This is a genomic window from Azospirillum sp. BE72, from assembly GCF_031455875.1.
In the GTDB taxonomy this organism is placed as follows: Bacteria; Pseudomonadota; Alphaproteobacteria; order Azospirillales; family Azospirillaceae; genus Azospirillum.
This window is the reverse complement of the sequence record NZ_JAVDTO010000001.1, coordinates 416,656-439,260: the sequence shown is the minus strand read 5'-3', so window position 1 is coordinate 439,260 and position 22,605 is coordinate 416,656. Positions and strand designations below refer to the sequence as shown.

Genomic DNA, 22,605 nt, shown 5'->3' with positions numbered 1-22,605 from the left:
TCCCCCGCCCAGCGGGGGAGGTTAGGTGGGGGCCTAACGCCTTCATCCCAAAACCACCCTCACCCCAAAAACCCGTGCAGGAACCAGCGCGGCCATTCCCCCGGCCGGTACAGTCCGGCGCGGAACAGCCAGAAGCGGCGGCCGGCGCCATCCTCCACGCGATAATAGTCGCGCACGGCAAGCCCCAGCGATCCCTCCGGACGCCACCACTCGCATTCGATCCGTTCCGGCCCCTCGGCCCGGTTCACGCGGTGGCGCAGGCCGCGCCAGACGAATTGCAACGGCGGGTCGTCGGGAAGCGGGGCGGTGGCCTCGATCGGTTCGGGCGGGGTCAGCAGGCGCAGGGGCCGCGGCCGGCCGGCCGGCCAGGGCTTGGGCACCGGCAAGGTTTCCACCGGCGGCAGGGGCGCCACGCAGCGTTCCGGCAACCAGCTTTCCCGCGGCACCAGCCGCAGCACCGCCCGCTCCCCCAGCCGCAGAGCCAGCCGGTCGACCAGTTCGGCCAACCCGCCATCTGTTCCTTCGCCGTCGATGCCGGTCTGGATGGCGATGAGCGCCCCGGTCTCCGTCGCGGACAGCACCAGCGTCTCCAGCCCCGGACCGGGGTCGATCCGCTCCAGCAGCGGGGCTGCCAGCCGGACCAGTGCCGCCGGATCGCGGGTCGGGCGGCTGGTGCCGAGAGTCAGGCTCTGCGGTTCATCGTCCACCCGCTGGTCGGTGCGGTGGGCGTCCAGCCGCAGCCGGCGCACCCCCTGCCCCGCCGCCTCCAGCCCCTTGCACAGCCGGCCCAGCAGATGGCGGAGCGCCCCGGCGATCGACTCGGGCGTGGCGATCGGCTCGGCGAAGGTCAGGCGCTCGCGGTGCTCCGGCACCGGCCGGCGCGGGGAGATTGGTTCATCCAGCCGGCCGAAGGCCTGATCGTATCGTTGCAGCAACCTGCCCCCGAACCGCGCCGCAAGGCCGGCCCGCGGCATGGCATGCAGATCGCCGATCCGGCGCAATCCCAGCGCATGCAGCCCCTCCACCGTCTCGGCGGGCAGGCGCAGGGCGGCCAGAGGCAGACCGTCCAACCGCTCCTGCCGCCGGTCCTCCGGGCTGCCGAACCGGACCAGCCCCCAGGCGGCGGCAGGGGTGTCGGCGATGGCGGCGCGGGAACTGAAGCCGGCGGCGCGCAGCCGGCCGGTCAGGTCGGCGACCAGCGCCGCCTCGCCCTCGCATAGATGGTTGGCGAACAGGTGGGCACAGCCGGTGATGTCGATCACCACCCCGTCCGGTTCGTCCGCCGCGGTCCAGGGGCTGTAGCGCCGCGCCCAGTCGGCGATGCGGCCGAGCAGGGCCGAATCGGCCTCCGGCGTCGCCTCCGCCACCTCCAGCGCCGGTTCCAGCGCGCGGGCGTCACTGAGGGTATGACCGGGAGCGATGCCGGTCGATGCCGCCGCCCGGTTGACCGCAACCACCATCCGCCGCTGGCGTTCCGTCCGCAGCAAGGCGAAGGGGCGGGCCCGCAACTCGGACGGCATGGTCCGCTCGCGGGCGTCGGTCGGGAGGCGTGGCAGCCACAGGGCGAGGATGCGGCGCCTTCCTCCCCAACGACCCAATCCCCTCTCCCCCCGGGGAGAGGGGGGCAGGTCCGGGTGTGAGAAAGGGCGCGTCATGCGGGAACCAACAATCGGAACAAAGAAAGAACACTCTAGCGCCAGCTTGGCTGCGAGGGGAGTCCCTCCTTTAGGGTCACCTTGCCGAAACGTTCGGCAATGCCGACATTCCGTTCATGACCCCACATCTCCCGTCTCTCGTCGTCCGCCGTCTGGCACCGCTGGCTTTTCTGCTGGCAGCAGGCGCCTGTGCACCCTCGGAGTTGCGCGACGATACCCCCGGCCGCGCCCAGGCCTTCCCGCCGGTCTACAACCAGACATTCGGTCCGGGAGGCGGGGAACGGCGGACATGGAGCCAGATCCAGGCGGAGCAGTCGCGTGACGACGCAAGGCCCGGCACCACCGCCCGGCCACGGCAGACAGAGGAGCCGCAGCCCCGCGCCAACTCCAGAGACACCGACTCGAGAGACACCGACCGGCCGCCTCCCAAACGTCCCCGCGGCAGTTCGTCGCCCCCACCCGACCCGGCCGCCATGCCGCAGCCGCCGCGCCCGATCCCGGTACCGCCCCCGCCCTCGTCGCAGAGCGCCACCGACGCCTTCAAGCGCGACCTGATCCGGCCGGAGGTGGACCGTATGCGCACCGATGACGCCATGGGGCGGCTCGACCCGCTGGGCCAGCGCGATCTGATGAAGCGCGAGAACGACCTGCGCCAATGGGGCGACCCGCTGGCACGCTAGTCTCCTGGCAGCATCCCTTCGGCAGCATCCTCCCGGCAACCTCCGCCTTGGCGGCTTGACCCCGCACCCGCTCTGCCGCCATACCGGCCCCGTGATTCGGAACGGACGGAGGATGCGGGCGCATGACGACGGTGACGGGGGCCTTCGGCAACGGGCTGACCACGCCGGTGTGGGTGCTGCAGCATCTGCTGGGCATCCTCGGCATCGGCATGTGGGCGGGACAGGCCGGCGGCACCGCGGTCTGGCAAGTGCCGGCCGCCGCCGTGACCGCGGCGCTGGCGGCGGGCTTCGCCGCGCAGATGGGGCTGCGGCTGCCCTATGCCGGGCCGGGGCTGGCGGCTTCGCTGGTCGTGATCGGATCGCTGGTGGCGCTGGGGGTGCGGGCGCCGGCCGTTCTGGCGGTTCTGGTCGCCGCGGTCGCCGCGGTGTTCCACGGCCACGCCCACCAGGGGCCGCCGCTCTACTGGGCCGGCTTCGCCGCCGGGCTGATGCTGGTGGCCTGCGGCGGGCTCGGCCTGTCGATCGCGGTGACCCAGGCCGAGTCGGACCGGGCGGTGCGCGTGTGTGGCGGTGCGGTAGCAGTCGCGGGCATTCTCGACCTCGTCGGCGTGATTTGACCGGTTGCGCCTTGAAATGAGGGGGTTGCGCGGAAATCTTTGAAGGCACCCCTCTTCCCAGCCCGGATGACCGGGCCAGACGAACGGAACGCCCCGGTGCCCCGCGCAGCCGCCAAAGCCTGCCTTACCCCGCCGGGGCTCCCCTCTCCGGGGCTTCAGACGCATTCCGATGCGGCCCCCCCGATCAGCCAACTGACCCGCCGGCGACTGCTGGGCCGCCTGTTGGGCGGGTTGGCGCTGCCGCCGCTGCTGGCTTCCGCCGGCGGCTTGGCGTTGGGCGGAGGACGGCCGGCGGCGGCGCAGGACCTGCGCTATTTCCGCATCGGCACCGGCACCACCGCCGGCACCTATTTCCCGATCGGCGGGCTGATCGCCAACGCCATCTCCAACCCGCCGGGATCCCGGCCCTGCGACAAGGGCGGAAGCTGCGGCATCCCCGGCCTGATCGTGGTGGCGCAGGCCAGCAACGGCTCCGTCGACAACGTCGAGCTGCTGCGCGCCGGCACGGTGGAGGCCGGCTTCGCCCAGGCCGACGTTGCCTTCTGGGCCTACAGCGGCACCGGCAACTTCACCGGCAAGCGCCCCTTCGCGGAGCTGCGCTCGCTCGGCATGCTCTATGCGGAGGCGATCCAGATCGTCGTCCGGTCCGACGGCTTCATCGACCGCATGGCCGACCTGAAGGGCCGCAGCATCTCGCTGGGCGAGGAAGGGTCGGGCACGCTGGTGGAGGCGCGGCTGATCCTGGACGCCTACGGCCTGTCGGAAACGACGATCACGCCGCACTACCTGAAGCCCGGCATGGCGGCCGACCGTCTGGCGAAGGGCGAACTGGACGGCTTCTTCATGGTCGGCGGCTATCCGGTGTCGGCGGTCGCGGACGTGGCGGCGCGCGTGCCGATCCGGCTGGTGCCGCTGGATGGCGAGCCGGCCGCCCGGCTGCTGCGGACCCAGCGCTTCTATATCGAGGACGAGATCCCCGCCAACGCCTATCCCGGCAGCGCCGCCACCCCGACCCTGAGCCTGGGGGCGGAGCTGCTGACCCGCGCCGACCGCGACCCAAATCTGATCCATGGCATCGTCCGGGCGCTGTGGCACGAGAACACCCGCCGCATCCTGGCCGACGGGCATCCGCAGGGCCGCAATTTCGACCCCGCCCGCGCGGTCGCCAACGTCTCGGTTCCCCTGCATCCGGGGGCGGAGCGCTATTACCGGGAGGCCGGCCTGCTGGGCAACGCCGCCAACGAGGAGAACCGCACGCCCGCATCCACGCCGGAGAACGGCGCCGGCACCGGGGATAAAGCCGTCAGAGAAAAGCCGGCCGGGGAGAAGACGGCACGCTGAGGCTCCGTTCTCGGGACGAGACGAAAGGAGCGTTCCCCGCCGCCCCACCGAGGGAATATCCTGTTTCCCATCCGGTTGATCCAGGCGATCGACCGCAACGGGCAGAAGGGGGAAGGCATGCCGGCCGGCGAAGGGAGGGGCATCGCGATCCGTTCCGTCCGCAGCGCCGACGCGACGCGCTGCGCCGAGATCTTCCTGCATGGCCGCCGCCAAGCCTTTTCCTGGCAGCCCGCCGACCGCTTCAGACTGGACGATTATTACGACTGCGTGCGCGAGGATGCGGTGCTGGTCGCCGAGGCGGACGGGACGGTGGTCGGCTTCGTCTCCCTCGATCCGCAGGCCCGCATCATCCACAACCTGTTCATCGACCCCGGATGGCACAAGCGCGGCATCGGTTCCGCCCTGCTGCGCGAGGCTCTGGGCCTGCTGCGCGGCGGCCAGCGCCCGGCCGAACTTGCCTGCGCCGCCCGCAACGCCGCCGCCCGTGCCTTCTACGAACGCAACGGCTGGACGCCGGTGGCCGCGCCGTCCAACGAAGGGGATGCACTGGTGCTCTACCGCCTGTCGCGGGCGGGATGAGGCGCCCGCTCTTCCGCCAACTTTCCTTGCCCCCCCTGTTGCCGGAATCCCCGTCAACCCTCCCCCAACGAGACGCGCAAGCACCGATGCGCAGACTGTTTTCGCGTGCCGCGTTGCGGTAAAGTCCCGCCGCCATGCGAACCCTGTACCACCACCCGATCCACCCCCTGTCGCGCGTCGCGCGCGTCATGCTCGCCGAGAAGGGCCTTCCCTTCGAACCCGTGGTCGAAAAGCCATGGGAGAGGCGCAGCGATTTCCTGAAGATGAACCCCGCCGGCGAGGTGCCGGTGCTGGTGGAGGAGGATGGGACCGTCGTCGCCGGCGGCCTCGCCGTGATCGAATATCTGGAGGAGGCCTATCCCGACACCCCCCTGCTGCCGCGGGAGGTCGCGGCGCGGGCGGAGGTGCGACGGATCGCCGACTGGTTCCTGCACAAGTTCGAGCGCGAGGTGGGTGAGAATCTGGTGGGCGAGAAGCTGATCAAGCGGCTGTCCGGCCAGGGCCATCCCTTCGCGCCGGCGATTCGCGCCGGTCTGGCCAACATCACCTACCATCTCGACTACATCGCCTTCCTGTCGGAACGGCGGCCCTGGCTGGCGGGAACCGCCTTCACGCTGGCCGACATCGCCGCCGCGGCCCAGCTGTCCTGCCTGGACTATATCGACAACGTGCCGTGGGACCGCAGCCCGGAAGCCAAGGACTGGTACGCCCGGATCAAGTCGCGCCCCAGCTTCCGCGCCCTGCTGGCCGACAACATCACCGGTTGCCCGCCGCCCCGGCACTACGCCGATCTGGATTTTTAACGCCATCTTAGGAACTGACGCATCAGAGGCATGGACCGGCCTTGCGTATCAGGCTTAACGTGCTCCCAAAATCGTAAGTTGGGAGTTGTTCCTCGATGCGCCTGCGCCGTCTTTCGTCCGTCCCTGCCCTACCGGTCCGTTCCCTGCGGCCTGCCCTGATCGCCGGCGGCATGCTGGCGCTGGTGGCCGGCTGGCCACTCTCCCAGGCCGCCCACGCCGCCCCCGCGGTCGACGAGGCCGGCGCCAAGGCGCTCGCCGCGTCGCTGAAGAAGGATCTGCCCCGCTGGTTCCCGCCGCCCACCGAGGAAGGCGAGGGCATCGGTTTCGAATGGCAGGGCGACCCGACCGTCAAGCCGGCCGGCGACCATTACGACGTCGCCCTGCCGCGCCTGTCGGCTGAGGATGCCGAAGGCACCCTGTTCGACATCGGCACCGTCCTCTTGTCGGTGACGCCGAAGGACGACGGCCAGTATGGCGTCTCGATCACGCTGCCCAGCGCGATCAAGGTGCAGAACCTGGACGACAAAGACGAGTATGTCGACGCGGCCACCATCTCCATCGGCAAGCAGTCCTTCACCAGCACCTGGTCGGGCACGCTGGAGACCCTGCTGGCCGTGGATGGCGCCTTCAACGACATCGCCGTAAGCGCCGCCGACGGCAAGGGCAAGATCTCCATCGCCTCCATGACCATGGTTCAGGACCTGAAGCCGGAGGCCGGCGCCGGCGGCGCCACGCTGTGGAGCGGCCCGGCCGCCTTCGCCTTCGGCGGCCTGTCGGTGCTGGACGAGAAGAACAAGGAGCTGGTGAAGATCGGCGGCGTCACTGCCGAGGCCGCCTACAGCCGCGTCGACCTGACCAAGGTCAGCGCGCTGCAGAAGCTGTCGGAGCAGGCCGCCGCCCGCGGCGTGCCGCCGACGCCTTCGGAGCTGCTGCCGAAGATGCAGGGCATGTTCGGCGGCATCACCGGCGCGATGCGCCTGTCCAACCTGTCGGTCGTCAATCCCGAGGACGGCATGACGATCACGCTGGGCCAGCTCGCCTTCCGCAGCGGCCTGACCGATCTGGACCAGGCGCAGTCGACCGTCAGCATGGGCATCGAGGCCCGCGACTTCGTCATGACGCCGTCGCCGGCCCCCGCCGCCTTCACCCCCCGCGCCTTCGAGATGAAGCTGTCGGTCGCCAAGCTGCCGAACGGCGCCCTGTGGAAGGCCTTCACCGAGCTCGCCAAGACCGCCGAGGCGGAAGAGGCTCCGCCGCCGAAGAAGGGCGCCAAGCCGGCCAAGGCCCCGCCGCCGCCGCCGTCGTCGGACGTCATCATGCAGCAGGCGATGGCCGCGATGGGCGAGGCCGGGACCGAGCTGCGCATCGACGCGCTGAACCTGGACACCCCCGCCACCGCCGGCACCGCCACCGGGGCGGTCAAGGTCGCGACCCAGGCCGCCTTCGGCGTCACCGGCGGCGCCACCGTCCTGCTGCGCGGCATCGACGCCGCGGTGAAGGCGATGCAGCCGGCGCCGGGCACCAAGCCCGACCAGGAGACGCAGGATCTGCTGGCCGGTCTGGCGATGGTCCAGGCCCTGGGCCAAGCCGGCAAGGACGACAGCGGCGCCGAGATCCGCAGCTACAAGATCGACGTGACGGAGGCCGGCCAGCTCCTGCTGAACGGCGCCGACATGACCCCGCTGCTGGCCGGCGGCGCCGAACCGGCTCCGGCCCCGACGCCGGCTCCGAAGAAGAAGTAAGGGAAAGTTAGACCCCCACCTAACCTCCCCCGCTCTCAGCGGACCTTCGGTCCGCCTGTCGCGTCAGCACAAAGCATAGCTTTGTGCGAGAGCTGGGCGGGGGAGGGACTGCCGCCACTCTCCCGTATCAGCACTTGTCCCCTCCCCCGCCCAGCGGGGGAGGGTCAGGGTGGGGGGCATCGTCGCCCGACACCTCCCCCGCCGCGACACCTCACCGCACACCTCCCGCGGTTGCACGGCACAAGCCTCTTGAACGGCCGGGACGCTTTCACATATCTCCGCCGTCTTGACGCCCACCCGTGCAAAACCAACGAAGGTGCCCCCATGACCGAGGAACGGCTCAGTTTTCAAGCCGAGGTCAGCCGTCTGCTCGACATCGTCGCCCACTCGCTCTACAGCGAGAAGGAAGTGTTCCTGCGCGAACTGGTCTCCAACGCGTCGGACGCCTGCGACCGCCTGCGCTACGCGGCCCTGACCCAGCCGGAACTCTCGGCCGATGATCCGAATCTCAAGGTTCGCCTGCTGGTCGACAAGGACGCGCGGACCCTGACCGTCGCCGACAACGGCATCGGCATGAACCGCGAGGATCTGGTCGAGAATCTCGGCACCATCGCCCGCTCCGGCACCGCCGCCTTCATGAAGTCGCTGGAAGGTGCGGAGAAGGGTGACGGAAAGAAGGACGTCAACCTGATCGGCCAGTTCGGCGTCGGCTTCTATTCCGCCTTCATGGCCGCCGACAAGGTCACCGTGCTGACCCGCAAGGCCGGCGAGGCCACCGGCTGGCGCTGGGAATCCGACGGCAAGGGCGAGTTCACCATCGCCGAGGCCGACGGCCTGTCGCGCGGGACGATGATCGTCCTGCATCTGCGCGACGGCGACGACGAGTATCTCGACGAGGCCCGGCTGGGCGGCATCGTCCGCAAGTACTCCGACCACATCGCCATCCCGATCCTGTTCGGCGAGGGTGACGACGCCAAGGCGCTGAACAGCGCGTCGGCCCTGTGGACCCGGTCGAAGTCGGAGATCACCGCCGACCAGTACAAGGAATTCTACCACCATGTCGGCCACGCCTTCGACGATCCGTGGCTGACCCTGCACTGGCGGGCCGAAGGGGCGTTGGAATACACCAACCTGCTCTATGTGCCCTCGACCAAGCCCTTCGACCTGTTCGACCCCAAGCGCGCCCACCGGGTGAAGCTGTACGTCAAGCGCGTCTTCATCACCGACGCGGCGGAAGGGCTGATCCCGCCCTATCTGCGCTTCCTGCGCGGCGTGGTCGACAGCGAGGATCTGCCGCTGAACATCAGCCGCGAGATGCTGCAGCACAACCCGATGCTGGCCAAGATCAAGGCCGGCATCACCCGCCGCGTCCTGTCGGAGCTGTCGAAGAAGGCCAAGGACACCGAGAACGCGGCCGAATACGACAGCTTCTGGGAGAATTTCGGCGCGGTGCTGAAGGAAGGCCTCTATGAGGACTACGAGCACCGGGACGAACTGCTGAAGCTGCTGCGCTTCCGCACCACCGCCGGCGACGAACTGGTGTCGCTGGAGCAGTATGTCGCCCGCATGAAGGAAGGCCAGGACGCCATCTACACCATCAGCGGCGACGACATCGACACCCTGCTGCGCAGCCCGCAGCTGGAGGGCTTCAAGGCCAAGGGCGTCGAGGTCCTGCTGTTGACCGATCCGGTGGACGAGTTCTGGATGCCGTCGGTCGGCGTCTATGACGGCAAGCCGTTCAAGTCGGTGACCCGCGGCGGCGCCGATCTCGGCAAGATCAAGGGCGAGGAGACCGAGAAGCCGGAGGAGAAGGCGCCGGAAGGCGAGTTGACCGACCTGCTGGCCCTGCTGAAGCTGACCCTGTCCGACGCGGTGAAGGATGTGCGGAAGTCCGAACGCCTGACCGACAGCGCCGTCTGTCTGGTGGCCGACGACAACGACATGGACATGCACCTGGAACGCCTGCTGAAGCAGCACAAGCAGCTGAACGGCGAGGTCGGCAAGCGCATCCTGGAGATCAACCCGTCCCACGCCCTGATCAAGCGTCTGGCCGAACGGGCCAAGGGCAGCGGCGCCACCGACGCGCTGGAGGATGCGGCGTGGCTGCTGCTCGACCAGGCCCGCATCGTCGAGGGCGAACCCCTGCCCGACCCCGCCGCCTTCGCCCGCCGTCTGGCGAGCGCGATGGAGAAGGGGCTGGCGTAAGGAACTCCACCAGCAGGAAAGCCTGAAAAAGAAGCCCTCTCCTCCCCGGATGAGAGGGCTTTTCCTTTATCTCCGCCCCACCCGCTCCGGCGGGAAGACCAGCGACATGGTGGTGCCCTCGTCACGGCGGCTGACGACATCCAGGCGGCCGCCATGCAGTTCGATCAGGCGCTTGGTCAGCGGCAGGCCCAGCCCGGTGCCGACCTGGGTGCGGGCCAGCGCGCTGTCGATCTGGCCCCAGGGTTCCAGCGCCTTCGCCAACTCCTCCCCTGTCATGCCGATGCCGGTGTCGTGCACCGACAGCCACAGCATGCCGTCGGCCGCCACGCGGGCGCCCAGCGTCACCACCCCGTCGACCGGCGTGAACTTCACCGCGTTCGACAGCAGGTTCAGCAGCATCTGGCGCAGCTTGCGTTCATCCGCCCGCAAGGGCGGCAACTCCGTGGGCACGGCGGTGACGATGCGGACGCCATGGCGCGCCGCCCGTTCGGCCAGCAGCCGCCCCGTGCCGATCGCCACCCGCACCACGTCCACCGTCCCGTCCACCAGATCCAACCGGTCGGCATCGGCCTTGGACAGGTCGAGCAGGTCGTTGATCAGCTCCATCAGGTGGCGGCCGCTCTCGGCGATGTCGCGGGCATAGTCGCGATAGAGCGGGATGGCGTGCGGCCCCGCCACCTCCTGCTCCAGCAGCTCGGCGAATCCCATCATCGCGGTCAGCGGCGTGCGGATCTCGTGGCTCATGTTGGCGAGGAAGGCGGTCTTGGCCCGGATCGCCCGCTCGGCCTGCCGGCGTGCCTCCTCCAGCTGGCGGGCGCGCAGATCCGTCTGTTCGGCGGAGCGCGCCATCAGCCCGGTCACCGTGCCGACGCCCAGATAGTGGCCCTGGTCCACCACCAGGAAGCCGGTCACCAGGGCCGCAGGCTTCAGCCGGGCGAGCCGCCGCCCGATCTCCGCCAGCGGGGTCGTCCCCTCCACCAGCAGGGGATGCGGGTCCATGAGAGCGGACACCTCCACAGTCGAGGCATCCTTTCCCCCGTCCGGCGGAAGACGGCTGCGCTCCAGCAGGCCGACGACGCACCCCTCGCCATTGACCACCGGCAGGGCAGGCAAATCAGGCTGGCGGTTGAAGCGGGCAGCCGCTGCCGCACAATCCTGTCCGGGTGCCAGCGGCGGCACCGGAACCGCCAGCCCGGCGGCGGTGAAGGCGGGTTCGTCCATGTGCGCCTCCGGCGTGGCGGCCGCGGCGGGAAGCGGCGGATCGAATGGCGTCACGTCGTCTCACCCCCTCCCGTCTTCGGCGCGATCATGCCCGGTCGGCACCGGTCGCAGGATGCGCGGCGCTCCAGCGGCAAAACCTAGCAGCGGATTATGAGCAATTGGTTTCCGCTACGGCCATCCACCCCGCCACAGACCTATACAAAAGTCCTATAACCATGGAAGGAAAGGCTTTTGCACGTTCGGCCGTCCGGCTGTGACCTGGGCATTTGAGAATGGTTCCGAAACACAGTATGATGGTCGGGTATTCGGGGTGCCGCGTTCGGCCGACCGGGCTTGTCCGTCCGGCCGGCCTTCGCTGTCGGCATCCCGGGCATCAGGGAGACCCGGAGGGGCGATCCGCCGCCCGTCACACAGAACAGGATTACAGGGGATGTCCATGCCCTCGCGCCTCGAAGAATTGTGCGTGAAGAAGGGATTGAAGATGACCGACCAGCGCCGCGTGATCTCGCGCGTGCTGTCGGAAGCGACGGACCATCCCGACGTGGAGGAGGTGCATCGCCGCGCATCCGCCATCGACCCGCGCATTTCCATTGCCACCGTCTACCGGACGATGCGGCTGTTCGAGGAAGCGCATGTGATCGACCGCCTAGATTTCGGCGATGGACGCGCGCGCTATGAGGAAGCAAGAACCGATCACCACCATCATCTGATCGATGTCGATTCCGGTGAAGTCATAGAGTTCACCAATGATGAAATGGAGCGGCTGAAGGAAAGCATTGCCCGCGAATTGGGCTATGACCTGATTGGCCATCGGCTGGAACTATACGGCGTCCCGCGCAAGCGACGTGCCGATAAATCTGAGTCTTAACTATACACCGGGCTCTGCGGCGTTGCGCACAAGGGGTGGCGGCTGATTTCGCCCCCACCCGGAATCGCCACACGCGCAACGGGCGGGTCAGGCGGCCATCGCTTGCGGGGTGCATCGGGTGCCGGGCTGGACCTTGCGGGCCGACTGCCCAAGGTTAGGCGAGGAGCAAACCTCACTGACCGGAACCGGCCGCACCATGGATGACCGCCACGACGACCGCCCCGACACCCGGCCCGAAAGCCTGCCGATCCCGTCCGGGGCTGAACCGATCAACGCCCAAATCACCGCCGCGGCTCCTGTTGGCCCGACTCCTGTTGGCCCGGATCCCGTTCTCGAACGGCTGGACCGCCTGTCGGACCTGCTGCTGCGCCGCATCGACCGGCTGGAGGAGCGCGTCCGCAGCCTGGAGCAGGACAATGGCGAGATCATCAACCTGCTGATTGCCGTCAAGGCTGGTCTGGAGGAGGCCTCCGGCGACCTGATCGCACAGCTTGAGGACGCTGAGGATGCCGCAGAGGGCGATGAGGTGAACGAGGACGGGGCTGAGGACGGCCCGCTGTTCGAAACGCCCTGCGGCCCGACTATGCTGCATTGACGGCTCTGCGGTTCGCGGCAGACCGGGATCCGTCCCCAGGGTTGCCGTAAAAGACCTTGCCCGCCGAGCCACGGCGGCCGGATAAACGGCGCATGCAGACCACCCACCTTCCCGATCCCGCGCCCCGGACCAGCCTCACGCCGCCGGCGCTCCTGCCGGCGCAGCATCTCGAATTGCCGGCTTCCGATTTGCAGGCCTCCGATTCGCCGGTATGCGGTCCGTCCGGCGTCGCGTTCTTCGACTTCGACGGCACGCTGATCCATGGCGACAGCCTGCCGATGTTCGTCGGCGAGGTGATCGGCCGGCGGCGCGCCGCGCTGGCTCTGGCCGACGCCATCCGCTCCGCGATGCACCGCCATGTCCGCGGCCGCGGGCCGGGCTGCGATTTTCCCGGATCGGTGAAGGCCATCTATCTGAAGCGTACCCTGCGCGGCCTGCCGGTGGCCGACGCGCTGGCCGCGGCGGAACGGATGGTGCCCCGTGTCCGCTGGCACCAGCCCATGCTGGAGGTGCTGAAGGACCATCGCCGGCAGGGACGCCGGGTGGTGGTCGCGACGGGCGCGCTCGACCTCTACATGCCCGCGCTTCTGCGCGGGTTGGAGGTGGACGACCTGCTGGCCACGGGGATGGAGGTGGTCGACGGCAAGCTGACCGGCAGCCTCAGCACCGCCAACTGCGTGCGCCTGGACAAGGCGGAGCGGGTGACCGCCTGGATCGCCGGCAACGGCCCGGTCGCCGCCACCTGGGGCTACGGCAACCACCCCAGCGATCTGCCGATGTTGGCGCTGATGCACAAGGGCGAAGTGATCCGCATTCGACGAAGGTCGAACCGCAGGTAGCAGCCGTTTACAACCTGTCTGCAGCCCCGCATACTCCCACCCGTCCATAAAGAAAACATGATGGACGGAGGGGAAACGTGAGCTTCAGCATCGATGCCGACATCCGGATGCCCGGCTATGGCGGGCGCCGGGCCGTGGTGGCCGATGCCGACCGCATCCAGCGCGAGGCGCTGGCCGGCCATCTGTCCGGCCGCGGTTTCCAGGTTTCGCAGACCGACGATGCGCTGGAGGCGCTGACCATCATCGGTGCGGAGGCGCCGGTCGTCGCATTGCTTCCGCTGGAGCATGAAGGCGACGAGGGCGACCGTGCCGCGGCGCTGGCGGCGATGCTCTATCCGCAGACGCGCATCCTGATGACCGGCCAGCTTATGCAGAACGCTCCCTTCCCCATCCTGCCCCGCCCCGTCGACCTGACCGCACTCGACCGCTGGCTGGACGAGGCGACGGAATAGACCCGGCAGCACGCCATCCCGCCTTCTTATTGGACGCTGGTGCCCCCGAGGCCCGGCACATGCTCCAGCTTTTGCGGGTTGGCGATCTGATAGATTCGCCGGATGCGGCCGCCAGTGTCGCCAAATGGTGCGATATCGAAGGCCAGGACGCTGCGGAAGGAGCCGCCCAGTTCGGCCAGCAGCCCCGGTCCGCCATTCACCCGCACCGGCACGAAGCCGAATCCGACGCCCCGCTTGCGTTGGACGCCCATCAGGAAGCGGGCGATGCGGTCGGCACCGAAGAGCGGGTTGACCGCCGTCCTCACCATGCCGCCGCCGTCGCTCAGCCACTGGGCATCGTCCGACAGCAGGGCCACGATGGCCGCATAGTCGCGTCGAACGCTGGCATCGGCGAAGGCGTCGGCCAGACGGCGACCTGCATCCGGATCGCTGATCGTTGCAGCCGGTTCCGCCAGCCGGGCACGGGCGCGCCGCATGATCTGGCGGCAGGCTTCCACCGACTTGCCGAGCGTCGCCGCGATTTCCGCGTAATCCAGGTCCATCGCCTCGCGCAGGACGAAGACCGCGCGCTGGTCCGGCGCCAGCCGTTCCAGCAGCAGCAGCATCGCCAGCGGCACCGACTCGGGATCGGCCCCGTCCTGCGCGTCGCTCTCCCAACCGGAAACCTCCGGTTCGGGCAGCCAAAGCCCGTAATAGCGTTCCCGCGCCACCCGGGCGGAGCGCAGCCGGTCGAGCGCCAGCCGCGTCACCAGGGTGGTCAGAAAGGCAGGGGCCGACCCGACGCTGCCGGGCGCCACCGCGGACCAGCGCAGCCAGGCGTCCTGCAACGTATCCTCCGCCTCCGCCACCGACCCGAGCAGCCGGTAGGCCAGGGCGCGCAGCCGCGCCCGCTCGCCCGCGAAGGCGGCGAGCGCGGTGTGCGGGTCGGCCAGCGCCGTCACGCCGCCATACCCACGGCGGTGCCCTCGATGTGCTGGGCGATCCCGATGCGGTTCCAGGCGTTTATCTGCGCCGCCGTCACCGTCAGTTGGGCAATCTGCTCGGCGTTGAAATGGCGTTGCAGCGCCCGGTACGCTTCGTCGATGCGGTCATGCTGGGCGCGGGTCAGCACCTCGGCCCAGGCGAAGGCGGCGCGTTCGTCGGGCAGGAACAGATCCGACCGCTCCCACTCCGCCAGCGCGGCGATGCGCTGTTCCGACTGGCCGTCGTGGCGGGCTTCCTTGCTGTGCATGTCGATGCAATAGGCGCAACCGTTGATCTGCGACACGCGCAGGTCGATCAGGTGGATCAAGCCGGTCGGCAGGCCGCTGCCGCGGATGGTCTTGGCGGTGGCATAGAGCGTGGCGAACAGGGACGGCGCGTCGGTGGCGACGGTGAAACGGAAAGCCATGGTTCGCATCCTCGTATGGAGTGTCATCGCCCCCATGACGGGACGAGCCGCTCCGGCGTGACGCATAGCAGCCCCGCGCCCCGATCAAGGCTGCCATCGCGGTCCTCAGCTCTCCGTCAGCAATTCCACCGCTTCCTGCAGGATGACGATCTTGGCGGCGAAGCGGCCTTCGGGATCGCTTTCACCGATCAGCCGGATCATCACGCCCAGGGCATGGGCGACCTGCGGCGCCAGCCCGGCATGGCCCCGGACATGGCGGGCAAGACCGGCCAGCGCCGTCCGGTAAGGGCGCCCTTCGAACCCATCGGTGGCAATCGACTCGAAACGGTTGGCGAGGTCGAGGATCTCGCGGTTGTCGTTCATGCTCTTTCCGCCAGATCGGAGATTGGTGTCAGATGAACAGCATGGCGCCGCCCTTCGGCGCGTCGTTCAGGAAGGTGACGACGCCGCCGGTGGCGACCGGCACGTCGGCGCGCAGTTGAACGCCCGGCGGCAGGCCAAGGGCCCGCAGCCCCATCTCGCAGGCCATCACCGTCACGCCCATGGCGACGCAGGCCTCCAGCAGTTCCTCGAAGGTGGCGAGGCCGTGCGTGGCGAAATAGCGGTCGCGCGCCACCGGCGAGCTGCCGTCGTCGGCGGGGTCAAGATCGTGCCAGCCCAGCACCCCCGGCTCGCTCTCATGCACCAGGGCGCGCAGAGCGCGGCCGGTGAAGAACAGCGTGACCTTGCGGTTGGTGGCCGCCGCGGCGCTGGCCATCACCAGCGCGTAATGGACGCGGTCGAAGCCGCCGGCGAACAGGACGATCGACAGGGCCGAGGTGCTCTCGACCGAGGATTGCGACATGGTGGTGGACATGGTGGGCCGCCTCCCGTCTTTCCCGTGGCGCCCGTCAGTGGGCGGAAAGGTCGTGGATGGTCGGATGATCGCCACAAAGCGCGCAGTCGGGATCCCGCTTGATGGCGATGCGCTGATAGGACGCATAGAGCGTGTCCATCATCAGCAGGCTGCCCGACAGGCTTTCACCCAATCCCAGCAGTTCCTTCAGCACCTCCGTCGCCTGCAGCGAGCCGACGAAACCGGCCAGCGCCCCCAGCACCCCGCCTTCCGAACAGGACGGCACGGTGCCGCGCGGCGGCGGTTCCGGGAACAGGCAGCGATAGCAGGGGTGCGGCGCGCCCAGATGTGCCTTGTAGGTGCTCAGTTGGCCATCGAACCGCAGGATCGCCGCCGACACCAGCGTCTTCCCGGCCAGGAAGCAGGCGTCGTTCAGCAGGAATCGCGTGGCGAAATTGTCAGACCCGTCGGCGACCAGATCGTAGCGTCCGATCAGATCCATCGCATTGTCGCGGTTCAGCCGCATCCGGTGCGCTTCCACCCGGACATCGGGGTTCAGCGCGTGGATGCGGGCGGCGGCACTCTCCACCTTCGGGTGGCCGAGCGTCGATTCGTCATGAATCACCTGCCGCTGCAGGTTCGACAGGTCGACCGTGTCGTCATCGACGATGCCGATGGTGCCGACGCCGGCCGCCGCCAGATAGAGGAGAAGGGGTGCGCCAAGGCCGCCGGCGCCGACAACCAGCACCTTGGATCGCAGAAGCCGCTCCTGCCCGATGCCGCCGACTTCCGGCAGCACGATGTGGCGGGAATAGCGGTGAAGCTGGGTGTCCGTGAAGTCCATGGCGCGCAGCATAGCGCAAGGATGCGCGGTTGCGGCAACATTCGATGCGGCATTTTCCGAGCCGCGGACGCAGCCCGGCACCTCGAAGACGGTCAGGCTCTCGTCGAGGTGGGCTTCGCTTCCGACGCCCACTGGCGCAGCCGGGTCTGCCGTTCGCGCAGAGTCTTGGAAATGGCACTTTCCTGGTTCAGTCCCGTCTCGGACAACTCCGTATTGCGCGGCACGAGGCTCAGCATGAAATCGGACGGCGACTTCAAACTCGACGGAGGGACCACAACCATCGTGTATTGGCCGGGCTCCAGCTTGTAGGTCGGCTTCTGCAGGAAGGTCTGCTGGGAATCGGGCTTTCCCGAGTCGCTGGCGGCGACGACCTTGCCGTCCTTGTCCATCATCGCCCAACGGGTGTTGGGAAGCGAGATGTTGGCGGTGAAGGTGCCACCCTGCAGGACGTTGAAGGTGTGCTTCTGGATACCGGTATCGCCGTTGCCCGGCGGCTGGGCGGTGCCCTTCAGCGTCGCGCCGCCACCGGTCACCAGGATGTTCTGCCGTTCCGTGACGTCCAGCGAATAGTCGCGCACGCCCGCCGCCCGGTTGGCCTGCGAAATGGTCGCCGTGTAGGTGCCCGGCCCCAGCCGCGCGGTGGCGTCCGACGCCGACTCCTTCGACCGGATGGTCGTCACCACCTCGTTCCGGTCGTTGCGGATCTCGACGTTGGTGAAGGTGTCGTTGACCTTGAAATTGAACTCGCCGGCCTTGCTGACCGTGAAGGTCTGGGTGTCGGCGTTGGCACCGTCGGTCCCGATCTTGGTCGTCTGTCCCTTCAACTGCGAGAAGGAACTGCTGGACAGGTTCGGGACATAGGTGGCGGCGGTCACATCCGACATGGCGGTCACTCCCCGGCGGCGCGGACGGAAAAGGCTCTGCTGGTACCGGGAAGAGTAGCGCGAACCGCCAATTCCGTCAAATTTCGGGCCGGAATTTCGCGGATAGGATGCGAGGCGGGAGCAATAACCGCCCCCGCCCCGCGGCGTCGACGGTTACTCCAGCCCTTCGAACAGGGCGGTCGACAGGTAGCGCTCGGCGAAGGACGGCAGGATCACGACGATCTGCTTGCCCTCGTTCTCAGGACGGGCGCCGACCTCCAGCGCCGCGGCGAGTGCCGCACCCGACGAGATGCCGACCGGAACGCCTTCCAGGCGGGCGACCTTGCGGGCGGTTTCGAAGGCGCGCTGGTTGGAGATGCGCACCACCTCGTCGATCAGCTCCTTCTTCAGGATGTCGGGAACGAAGCCGGCGCCGATGCCCTGGATCTTGTGCGGGCCCGGCATGCCGCCGGACAGGACCGGGCTGTCCTCCGGCTCCACCGCCACGGCCTTGAAGGAGGGCTTGCGCGATTTGATGACCTCGGCGGTGCCGGTCAGGGTGCCGCCAGTGCCGACGCCCGAGATCAGGAAATCGACCTGACCGTCGGTGTCCTTCCAGATCTCCTCCGCGGTGGTGGCGCGGTGGACGGCCGGGTTGGCGGCATTCTTGAACTGCTGCAGCAGGTAGGCGTTCGGGTCGGCGGCCAGGATCTCCTCCGCCTTGCGGATGGCGCCCTTCATGCCTTCCGACGCAGGCGTCAGCACCAGCTCGGCACCCAGCAGCTTCAGCATCTTGCGCCGCTCGACCGACATGCTTTCCGGCATGGTCAGGATCAGCTTGTAGCCCTTGGCGGCGGCGACGAAGGCCAGCGCGATGCCGGTGTTGCCGGAGGTGGGCTCGACCAGCGTCGTGCGGCCGGGGGCGATGGTGCCGGCGGCCTCCGCGGCCTCGATCATGGCGCTGCCGATGCGGTCCTTGACGCTGGCCAGCGGGTTGAAGAACTCCAGCTTGCCGAGGATCTGGGCCTTGACCCCGGCATCCTCGGCGAGGCGGTTCAGCCGCACCAGCGGCGTGGCGCCGATCGTATCGAGGATGCTGTCATAGATCTTGCCACGGAATTCGGGTGCAGCCATGATTCCACCTCTGAGATTTGTGTTATAAGTGAGTTCAACACCCCAGGCCGAGCATTATCCAGCGCGGGTGGCCTGTCAAACGGGAAGTAGGTTTCAAACGGGAAGTGGGGTCGCCGGGCCGTTCATGCGACCCCGCTGATTTCCGTTGAAGCCCCGGCCGAAGCTTCAGATCGTGAAGTCGATCCGGTCCTCGGTTTCGCTTTCCACGCCGGCGCGTCGGGCGCGCATGCACAGATCCTCGACCGTGATGGTGTCGAGCTTCGCCATGCATTCCTCCTGCAGCTCGCCCCACAGCGGACGCACGACCTGATGGCCGAGGATGGAGCCCGCCGGCTCTTCGATCGGATCGGTGGCGGTTTCCATCGAACGGACGACCCGCACGATCTCGCCCAGCGTGATCCGCCGCCGCTCGCGCGCCAGCCGGTAACCGCCGCGCGGACCCCGCACCCCCGCCAGCACCCCTTCGCGCACCAGTTGCTGCAGCACCTGCTCCAGGTAACGCTTCGGGATGCCCTGGCGCCGGGTGATCTCCCCGGACTGCACCGGCTCGGTGCCCGCGTTGTAGGCGATGTCGAGGACCGCCTCGATGGCGAACATCAGCTTCTTGGAGATGCGGAGCATCACGAGCGACTCCCGGTATTCTGACTGTGCGTGCCGCGGCAGCAAGAGAACCGACGGATCCTGGCGGCACCGGCCTCGCACCGGTCCGCAGGTGGAAACGCCGTCATCTCCCCCATTCCCGCCTGTTGGTTAAAGGCGTTTTACACCTCCAGCACGGGAATTCACAACAGGATTTGTCGCAGACAGATTCGGGAAAAAGCCCTCCTGTACACACGGCACGTCCGGCATGGGCGTCGTCACGGTACGGCGGTCCAGGCCACCTCCCCCAGATCCTCGCGGAAGGCGAAGCGCTTCAGATGGTCGATGACCACCCCCTGCATGCGCTCCATGTGTTCGGCATCCTCCACCTCGATGGTCAGGGTCAGGCCTTCGGCATCCGCCGCCATCCGGCAGCGACGGTCGGGAGAGAAGGGCACGAGCCCCTGGTTCTCGTCATGGGCGACCTCGAACTTGTGCGCCCAGTGCTTGCACAGCTGGGTCATGTAGCGGCGGCCGTTGGAGGTCGCGATGCGGGTGGTCGATGCAGCCATGATCTTCCTCTCCTCCGTGGTCAGGTCCGTTCGACCGCGCGGGCGGCGGCGTCGATGGCATCGGCGATGGCCTGGGTCTGCTCCGCCGTCAGGTCGCCGCGCGACAGCCGCAGCCGCAGGGCCAGCTTGAAGTTCTCGACGGCGCGGACGATCTGCGGCGAGGATTCGCGTTGCTGGCGGGCCTTCGCGTGGGCGATCCTTTCACGCACCGCGGCCACGGCGGGCTCCGCCGCCTTCAGCGCCTCCGTCCCTTCGGGCGTGATCTCGTAGAGCTTCTTGTTGCCTTCGGTCGAACCGACGCGGATGTGGCCTTGCTCTTCCAACAGGGTCAGCGTCGGGTAGACGACGCCGGGGCTGGGGCTGTAGGCGCCGCCGACCATCTCCTCGATCGTCTTGATCAGGTCATAGCCGGAGCGCGGCTTTTCCGCGATCAGCCACGACAGGACAAGGCGCAGGTCGCCATGGTCGAAGACACGCCGCTCTCCCCGGCCGCCCCGGCCATGACCGCCCCAACCTTCCCAGCCGCCGCGATGACCATAACGCCCATGGCGCCCACGTCCGTCCTGCGCCTCGTCGTCGAAATCCGGACGCGAGAAGCGGCGCCCATGGCCGCAAAACAGATGCCGAAGCATGGAACCCTCTTTTGATGCAGTTTCGATATAACGAAAACTTAGATATATCGAAACACGCTCTTCGACAAGGGGTGCGCTCCGGGGAACGCACATGCGCTCCGACATAATCCGGTCGCCTGCAAATCACTGTCGCCCACCCGGCCGAAGGGGCTATAACCGACGCCCTGGCTTTGCTATCGCGCGTGTGTGCCCTGATGCCCCTTCGGATCGAGACCTTTTCCAACGTCACCGGCGGTTCCAGCTTCTTCAAGGCGGTGGGCCATCCGCTGGCGGCGCCCAAGGCTGCGATCCTGATCGCGCGACTGGCCTCATACGGCCCGGTGGCCGTCTATGACCCGATGGGCCTGCTGTCGGGGCTGGCGGAGTTCTATGACCTGTCGGCAGTGCCGGTTTGCGGCATCTATGTCCAGGACGTGGAGCAGGTGGGGAAAGAGGTGTTCGGCCACGCCGCCCGCCCGGTGACCGACCTGCCGGCCAGCGGCGCCCGCACCGTCTTCATCGTCGCCTTCGATTCGCAGCGCTTGGAAGGCCACATCGCCCACCTGATCCCGAAACAGGCGGGGGTCGTCTCGCTGGACGCCATGCGCGTGCCGGAAGACATGCTGAACGACCCCGGCCATTACCTGTCGAAGTTCAACTGGGCGACCAATTTCGCCTGGTTCCGCGACGGCGACGGCCACCACACCCGCGTGGTGTCTGCCAACTACTGGCCGCGCTACGGCGCCAAGGGCACCCGGCTGTGGGCCTGCCTGTTCGATGGCGAGGGCCGCCCGATCGCCGACTGGACGGAGCCGATGCCGCCGTCGGACGGAACCGTGGTGATCGACAGCCGACAGGTTCGCGAGCGCTTCAACCTGTCCCCCTTCTGCGGGTCGCTGTTCCTGCACATCATCGGCGCCGCCGGGCATGACGTGGTCAAATACGCCCTCGACACCTATGGCGACGACGACACGGTGCTGTCCTGCACCCACGACGCCAACGCCTGGCCGGCCGACCTCTACGCCGGCTTGCCCGCCCCGCGCGAGGGAGAGCGGGTGTCGTTGTGGATCCAGAACAGCCACCCCACCCCGATCCCGGCCGGTGCCGTCGGGCTGAACCTGATGGGGTCGCCGGAAATCCGCGTGCTCGACCGCGCCGTCCCGGCCTTCGCCACCATCGAACTGGACATCGCCAGCCTGTTCCCCGAAGCCCGCTGGCCCCAGCAGTTCGAGGTGCAGGCCGGCAAGCATTTCGTCCGCCCGCGCTACGAGATCGTCGCCGCAGACGGCCGCCGCCGCATGGCCCACGCCAATGTGGAGCGCACCGACCTGAAGCCCGACCCCAAGCTGCCGCTGCTGACCGGCGGCGCGGTGGACAAGGGCGTGGTCGGCAAGGGTCACATCCTGCCGGCGCCGCTGCTGCCGATGGGCCGTTGGCGCACCACCTTGCTGCCCACCCCGATGAGCACGGCGCAGACCGAGCTGCCGGTGAAGGCCGTGGTCTACGACCGCAACGGCGAGGCGGTGGCGGAACACCGCTTCGGCAACCTCAAGCGCTCCGACAGCCGGGCGCTGGACGTCACCGGGCTGGTCGCCGACCGGACGGTCGTCGATGCTTGGGGCCATGTCGAACTGGTCTATGATTTCGAAGCCGGAACGGTTGCCGACGGCTGGTTGCACGCGCTGGTCCGTTACGAGGACGTAAGGACCGGCCATGTGGCGGAGACCAGCTTCGGCAGCCACATGTTCAACATGGCGATGGTCTACCGCGACGAACCGCAGAGCTACCATGGCCGTGCGCCCGGCCTGTCGACCCGCCTGTTCCTGCGGCTGGGCACCGATCCGTGGGACACGCTCTGCCACCTCGTCTACCCTGCCTCGACGCCATGGCATGCCCTGTCGGACACCAAGCTGATCCTGCGGCGCCGCGACGGCGTGGAGGTGGCGCGGAAGCGGCTGGAAATCCCCTGTGGCGGCTCACGTTTCTGGCGCTATCACGAGATATTTTCGGAAGCGGAACGGATTGCGGCGGGCGATCACGCCTATGTGCTGATCCGCGACACCACCTGTCGCCTGTTCGGCTACCATGGCTGCCTTGCTGCCGGTGAAAGCGCCTTCAGCCTCGACCATATGTTCGGTTTCTAGAACCGTTCCAATCGCAAACTCCCTTCTGCCGATCAC

At 68.3% G+C, this 22,605-nt stretch carries 24 protein-coding genes; 12 read left to right on the top strand and 12 right to left on the bottom strand.

The features are described from left to right. Positions 1-59: 59 nt before the first annotated feature. A complete protein-coding gene (locus tag J2Y49_RS02170; RefSeq protein ID WP_310111706.1) occupies positions 60-1,598 on the bottom strand; it encodes a DNA polymerase Y family protein in 1,539 nt (512 codons plus the stop codon). A 173-nt stretch (positions 1,599-1,771) separates the two neighbouring features. On the opposite strand from J2Y49_RS02170, the gene J2Y49_RS02165 reads away from it, so the two are divergent. The 7 genes from J2Y49_RS02165 (at position 1,772) to htpG (ending at position 9,622) form a co-directional block, all read left to right on the top strand. Then, positions 1,772-2,335 (top strand): hypothetical protein, encoded by a 564-nt coding sequence (locus J2Y49_RS02165; RefSeq protein ID WP_310111704.1) that lies wholly within the window; start codon positions 1,772-1,774, stop codon positions 2,333-2,335. A gap of 122 nt (positions 2,336-2,457) precedes the next feature. Beyond that, a complete protein-coding gene (locus tag J2Y49_RS02160) occupies positions 2,458-2,952 on the top strand; it encodes a HupE/UreJ family protein (RefSeq protein WP_310111702.1) in 495 nt (164 codons plus the stop codon). Positions 2,953-3,048: 96 nt separating this feature from the next. Further along, positions 3,049-4,293: a TAXI family TRAP transporter solute-binding subunit gene (locus tag J2Y49_RS02155; RefSeq protein WP_310111701.1), complete on the top strand. Its 1,245-nt coding sequence runs from the start codon at positions 3,049-3,051 to the stop codon at positions 4,291-4,293. A gap of 117 nt (positions 4,294-4,410) precedes the next feature. Then, complete coding sequence (locus J2Y49_RS02150) at positions 4,411-4,872, top strand: GNAT family N-acetyltransferase (protein ID WP_310111699.1); 462 nt, start codon at positions 4,411-4,413, stop codon at positions 4,870-4,872. Between the two features lie 134 nt (positions 4,873-5,006). Continuing rightward, on the top strand, positions 5,007-5,675 hold the full coding sequence (locus tag J2Y49_RS02145; RefSeq protein WP_310111695.1) for a glutathione S-transferase family protein: 669 nt from the start codon (positions 5,007-5,009) through the stop codon (positions 5,673-5,675). Between the two features lie 95 nt (positions 5,676-5,770). Further along, on the top strand, positions 5,771-7,417 hold the full coding sequence (locus J2Y49_RS02140; protein ID WP_310111692.1) for a hypothetical protein: 1,647 nt from the start codon (positions 5,771-5,773) through the stop codon (positions 7,415-7,417). A 324-nt stretch (positions 7,418-7,741) separates the two neighbouring features. Then, positions 7,742-9,622 (top strand): molecular chaperone HtpG, encoded by a 1,881-nt coding sequence (htpG, locus tag J2Y49_RS02135; protein WP_310111690.1) that lies wholly within the window; start codon positions 7,742-7,744, stop codon positions 9,620-9,622. 66 nt (positions 9,623-9,688) lie between these two features. On the opposite strand, the gene J2Y49_RS02130 is transcribed toward htpG, so the two are convergent. Then, entirely contained in the window at positions 9,689-10,897 is a 1,209-nt protein-coding gene (locus J2Y49_RS02130) for an ATP-binding protein (RefSeq protein ID WP_310111688.1), read from the bottom strand. 382 nt (positions 10,898-11,279) lie between these two features. On the opposite strand from J2Y49_RS02130, the gene J2Y49_RS02125 reads away from it, so the two are divergent. The 4 genes from J2Y49_RS02125 to J2Y49_RS02110 all read left to right on the top strand — a co-directional run bounded on the left by J2Y49_RS02125 (position 11,280) and on the right by J2Y49_RS02110 (position 13,597). Further along, positions 11,280-11,711 carry a Fur family transcriptional regulator gene (locus J2Y49_RS02125; protein ID WP_044550826.1) on the top strand — a complete coding sequence of 144 codons (432 nt, stop codon included), beginning with the start codon at positions 11,280-11,282 and terminating at the stop codon, positions 11,709-11,711. Between the two features lie 196 nt (positions 11,712-11,907). Further along, positions 11,908-12,306, top strand: coding sequence for a hypothetical protein (locus J2Y49_RS02120; RefSeq protein ID WP_310111686.1), 399 nt, complete (start codon positions 11,908-11,910; stop codon positions 12,304-12,306). Positions 12,307-12,398: 92 nt separating this feature from the next. Then, positions 12,399-13,145, top strand: a complete 747-nt coding sequence (locus J2Y49_RS02115) for an HAD family hydrolase (protein WP_310111682.1) — start codon at positions 12,399-12,401, stop codon at positions 13,143-13,145. A 77-nt stretch (positions 13,146-13,222) separates the two neighbouring features. Next, a complete protein-coding gene (locus J2Y49_RS02110) occupies positions 13,223-13,597 on the top strand; it encodes a response regulator (RefSeq protein ID WP_310111679.1) in 375 nt (124 codons plus the stop codon). 26 nt (positions 13,598-13,623) lie between these two features. On the opposite strand, the gene sigJ is transcribed toward J2Y49_RS02110, so the two are convergent. The 10 genes from sigJ to J2Y49_RS02060 form a co-directional block, all read right to left on the bottom strand. Continuing rightward, on the bottom strand, positions 13,624-14,538 hold the full coding sequence (sigJ, locus tag J2Y49_RS02105; RefSeq protein WP_310111678.1) for an RNA polymerase sigma factor SigJ: 915 nt from the start codon (positions 14,536-14,538) through the stop codon (positions 13,624-13,626). Next, positions 14,535-14,987, bottom strand: a complete 453-nt coding sequence (locus tag J2Y49_RS02100; protein WP_310111674.1) for a carboxymuconolactone decarboxylase family protein — start codon at positions 14,985-14,987, stop codon at positions 14,535-14,537. The genes sigJ and J2Y49_RS02100 overlap by 4 nt, the downstream gene beginning before the upstream one ends. A 105-nt stretch (positions 14,988-15,092) precedes the next feature. Then, the gene (locus J2Y49_RS02095) at positions 15,093-15,350 is read right to left on the bottom strand and encodes a hypothetical protein (protein WP_310111671.1); all 258 of its coding nucleotides are present in this window, start codon (positions 15,348-15,350) and stop codon (positions 15,093-15,095) included. A gap of 28 nt (positions 15,351-15,378) precedes the next feature. Then, positions 15,379-15,843, bottom strand: coding sequence for a DsrE family protein (locus tag J2Y49_RS02090; RefSeq protein ID WP_310111668.1), 465 nt, complete (start codon positions 15,841-15,843; stop codon positions 15,379-15,381). Positions 15,844-15,877: 34 nt separating this feature from the next. Beyond that, complete coding sequence (locus J2Y49_RS02085; protein WP_310113287.1) at positions 15,878-16,666, bottom strand: molybdopterin-synthase adenylyltransferase MoeB; 789 nt, start codon at positions 16,664-16,666, stop codon at positions 15,878-15,880. A 92-nt stretch (positions 16,667-16,758) separates the two neighbouring features. Continuing rightward, the gene (locus tag J2Y49_RS02080; RefSeq protein WP_310111665.1) at positions 16,759-17,550 is read right to left on the bottom strand and encodes a hypothetical protein; all 792 of its coding nucleotides are present in this window, start codon (positions 17,548-17,550) and stop codon (positions 16,759-16,761) included. Between the two features lie 153 nt (positions 17,551-17,703). Further along, positions 17,704-18,663, bottom strand: coding sequence for a cysteine synthase A (gene cysK, locus J2Y49_RS02075; protein WP_149224008.1), 960 nt, complete (start codon positions 18,661-18,663; stop codon positions 17,704-17,706). Positions 18,664-18,828: 165 nt separating this feature from the next. Further along, entirely contained in the window at positions 18,829-19,284 is a 456-nt protein-coding gene (locus J2Y49_RS02070; protein WP_111067213.1) for an Rrf2 family transcriptional regulator, read from the bottom strand. A gap of 236 nt (positions 19,285-19,520) precedes the next feature. After that, entirely contained in the window at positions 19,521-19,814 is a 294-nt protein-coding gene (locus tag J2Y49_RS02065) for a DUF2218 domain-containing protein (RefSeq protein WP_310111658.1), read from the bottom strand. A 20-nt stretch (positions 19,815-19,834) separates the two neighbouring features. Beyond that, the gene (locus J2Y49_RS02060; protein ID WP_310111656.1) at positions 19,835-20,446 is read right to left on the bottom strand and encodes a PadR family transcriptional regulator; all 612 of its coding nucleotides are present in this window, start codon (positions 20,444-20,446) and stop codon (positions 19,835-19,837) included. A gap of 194 nt (positions 20,447-20,640) precedes the next feature. Here J2Y49_RS02060 and J2Y49_RS02055 point away from each other — a divergent pair, with 194 nt between their 5' ends. Next, positions 20,641-22,569, top strand: a complete 1,929-nt coding sequence (locus J2Y49_RS02055) for a hypothetical protein (RefSeq protein WP_310111654.1) — start codon at positions 20,641-20,643, stop codon at positions 22,567-22,569. Positions 22,570-22,605 lie beyond the last annotated feature (36 nt).

Excerpts from the sequence above, each read along its gene's own strand:
- J2Y49_RS02085 (WP_310113287.1), bottom strand. The coding sequence starts at position 16,666 with ATGGACTTCACGGACACCCAGCTTCACCGCTATTCCCGCCACATCGTG.
- J2Y49_RS02120 (WP_310111686.1), top strand. The coding sequence starts at position 11,908 with ATGGATGACCGCCACGACGACCGCCCCGACACCCGGCCCGAAAGCCTG.
- J2Y49_RS02080 (WP_310111665.1), bottom strand. The coding sequence starts at position 17,550 with ATGTCGGATGTGACCGCCGCCACCTATGTCCCGAACCTGTCCAGCAGT.
- cysK (WP_149224008.1), bottom strand. The coding sequence starts at position 18,663 with ATGGCTGCACCCGAATTCCGTGGCAAGATCTATGACAGCATCCTCGAT.
- J2Y49_RS02115 (WP_310111682.1), top strand. The coding sequence starts at position 12,399 with ATGCAGACCACCCACCTTCCCGATCCCGCGCCCCGGACCAGCCTCACG.
- htpG (WP_310111690.1), top strand. The coding sequence starts at position 7,742 with ATGACCGAGGAACGGCTCAGTTTTCAAGCCGAGGTCAGCCGTCTGCTC.
- J2Y49_RS02100 (WP_310111674.1), bottom strand. The coding sequence starts at position 14,987 with ATGGCTTTCCGTTTCACCGTCGCCACCGACGCGCCGTCCCTGTTCGCC.
- J2Y49_RS02150 (WP_310111699.1), top strand. The coding sequence starts at position 4,411 with ATGCCGGCCGGCGAAGGGAGGGGCATCGCGATCCGTTCCGTCCGCAGC.
- J2Y49_RS02145 (WP_310111695.1), top strand. The coding sequence starts at position 5,007 with ATGCGAACCCTGTACCACCACCCGATCCACCCCCTGTCGCGCGTCGCG.
- J2Y49_RS02140 (WP_310111692.1), top strand. The coding sequence starts at position 5,771 with ATGCGCCTGCGCCGTCTTTCGTCCGTCCCTGCCCTACCGGTCCGTTCC.
- J2Y49_RS02125 (WP_044550826.1), top strand. The coding sequence starts at position 11,280 with ATGCCCTCGCGCCTCGAAGAATTGTGCGTGAAGAAGGGATTGAAGATG.
- J2Y49_RS02070 (WP_111067213.1), bottom strand. The coding sequence starts at position 19,284 with ATGCTCCGCATCTCCAAGAAGCTGATGTTCGCCATCGAGGCGGTCCTC.
- J2Y49_RS02090 (WP_310111668.1), bottom strand. The coding sequence starts at position 15,843 with ATGTCCACCACCATGTCGCAATCCTCGGTCGAGAGCACCTCGGCCCTG.
- J2Y49_RS02160 (WP_310111702.1), top strand. The coding sequence starts at position 2,458 with ATGACGACGGTGACGGGGGCCTTCGGCAACGGGCTGACCACGCCGGTG.
- J2Y49_RS02065 (WP_310111658.1), bottom strand. The coding sequence starts at position 19,814 with ATGGCTGCATCGACCACCCGCATCGCGACCTCCAACGGCCGCCGCTAC.
- J2Y49_RS02060 (WP_310111656.1), bottom strand. The coding sequence starts at position 20,446 with ATGCTTCGGCATCTGTTTTGCGGCCATGGGCGCCGCTTCTCGCGTCCG.
- J2Y49_RS02165 (WP_310111704.1), top strand. The coding sequence starts at position 1,772 with ATGACCCCACATCTCCCGTCTCTCGTCGTCCGCCGTCTGGCACCGCTG.
- J2Y49_RS02095 (WP_310111671.1), bottom strand. The coding sequence starts at position 15,350 with ATGAACGACAACCGCGAGATCCTCGACCTCGCCAACCGTTTCGAGTCG.
- J2Y49_RS02055 (WP_310111654.1), top strand. The coding sequence starts at position 20,641 with ATGCCCCTTCGGATCGAGACCTTTTCCAACGTCACCGGCGGTTCCAGC.